General features: G+C 49.3%; 1 protein-coding gene. It reads left to right on the forward strand.

The annotated features are described in order from the left end of the window. The coding region (locus tag LGZ99_RS24300; protein WP_262979833.1) for a phage terminase large subunit family protein at positions 1-1,728 on the forward strand (1,728 nt) is incomplete at its 5' end. Positions 1,729-1,836 lie beyond the last annotated feature (108 nt).

The raw sequence follows: 1,836 nt of genomic DNA on the forward strand, positions 1-1,836 counted from the left end.
CGTGTCGGCTATACAAAAATTCTCGATCACGTAGTGGGTTATTATCTGGCGCATGACCCGTCTCCGATTCTTGTTGTTCAACCCCGCGTTGAAGATGCGGAAGACTACAGTAAAACCGAGATTGCCCCAATGCTGCGTGATACCCCAGTGCTGGCTGAAATCTCTGGTGACCCCAAAGCCAAAAATAGTAATCAGACCATTCTGAAAAAGACGTTTTTGAATGGTGCCAATCTGACACTGGTAGGGGCTAACAGCCCGGGCGGTTTTCGTCGTATTACTTGCCGGATCATCTTGTTTGATGAAGTCGATGGTTATCCGTCTGGCGGTGCGGGTGTAGAAGGTGATCAGATAGCACTGGGTACAAAGCGTTCTGAAACGTTCTGGAACCGCAAAATCGTATTGGGTTCAACTCCTACGGTGAAAGGTACTAGCCGCATTGAAAAGTCATTCGGCGATAGTGACCAGCGTTATTACTATGTCCCATGCCCTCACTGCGGCGAATATCAAATATTAGAGTGGGGCGGTCCCGATACGCCATATGGGATCAAGTGGGACAAGGACGAAAACGGCAATGGTTTGCCGGACACGGCTTACTATGTTTGTCGTCATAACGGTTGCATGATCCATCACAACGAAAAACCCGGCATTGTGAAGCGCGGAGAGTGGCGAGCGACAAAGCCATTTAAAGGCCATGCCGGTTTTCATATTTGGGCGGGTTACAGTTTGTTTCCGAACGCCGCGTGGAAATACTTAGTTGCTGAATGGCTGAGGGTGAAAAATGACCCCTTGATGCGCCAGACATTTATTAACCTTGTGCTGGGTGAACCTTATGAAGACCGCGGAGAGAAAGCATTGAGTGAAAGAAAACTGCTTGAACGTTGTGAAGTCTTTGCTGCTGAGGTCCCGGATGGCGTGGCTGTTTTAACGGCGGGTATTGACACCCAAGATGACAGATTCGAAATTGAAATTGTCGGGTGGGGCCGCAATGAAGAAAGCTGGTCTATTGCTTATGATGTGATTGAAGGTGATCTGGAAACCGATGAGCCCTGGAAACGCCTTGATATGTACCTGAAACAGGTATGGCGACGGGCTGACGGGCGGGGTTTTACAATTATGGCGGCGTGTATGGATTCAGGCGGACACCACACGCAGCAAGTTTACGAATTCTCAAAAGCCAGAATTGGTCGCCGGATATGGGCCATCAAAGGTGAATCAGCACGAGGCGGTAAGCGCTCCCCTGTCTGGCCGACAAAAAAACCTACGCCGCGCACCAAGTCAAGTTTCAAGCCCATTATTCTCGGTGTTAATGCGGCAAAAGATACTATCCGTGGCCGGTTACATATCGATCCCCCGCTGCCCGGTGAGGCATCAGCCAGTTATATGCACTTTCCGGCAGACAGAGACCTGAATTATTTCAGTCAATTGTTGGCTGAACGTTCGGTGCTCAAAGAGTCGGGTGGGCAACGTTTCCGTGTCTGGGAGCAATTACCGGGCCGGGCTAACGAGGCGCTTGACTGCCGCGTATATGCGTATGCTGCGTTATGCGGGCTATTGCATATGGGGTTGAAACTGAATGCGTTAGTTACAAGCATCACAGAAAATCCGGGCAGATTATTGCCAGCGCCCGCAGAGCCAGAGGAAAAAATCAGCTTGCAATATCCCGGCGTTATTATTCAAGAACCCGAAAAGCCGAAACGAAAAAGTATGTCTCAGCTTTTGCCGTCTTAGTTGTGAGGTGTCATATATGAAACTTAATGTTCCCGATGAAAACCAAGGACCTGTCTGTACTGTCGATATTAATCCGACTACCGCAGCGACAAATGAAATAACGATGAC

Source organism: Photorhabdus temperata (assembly GCF_025384845.1).
GTDB classification, from domain to species: domain Bacteria; phylum Pseudomonadota; class Gammaproteobacteria; order Enterobacterales; family Enterobacteriaceae; genus Photorhabdus; species Photorhabdus temperata.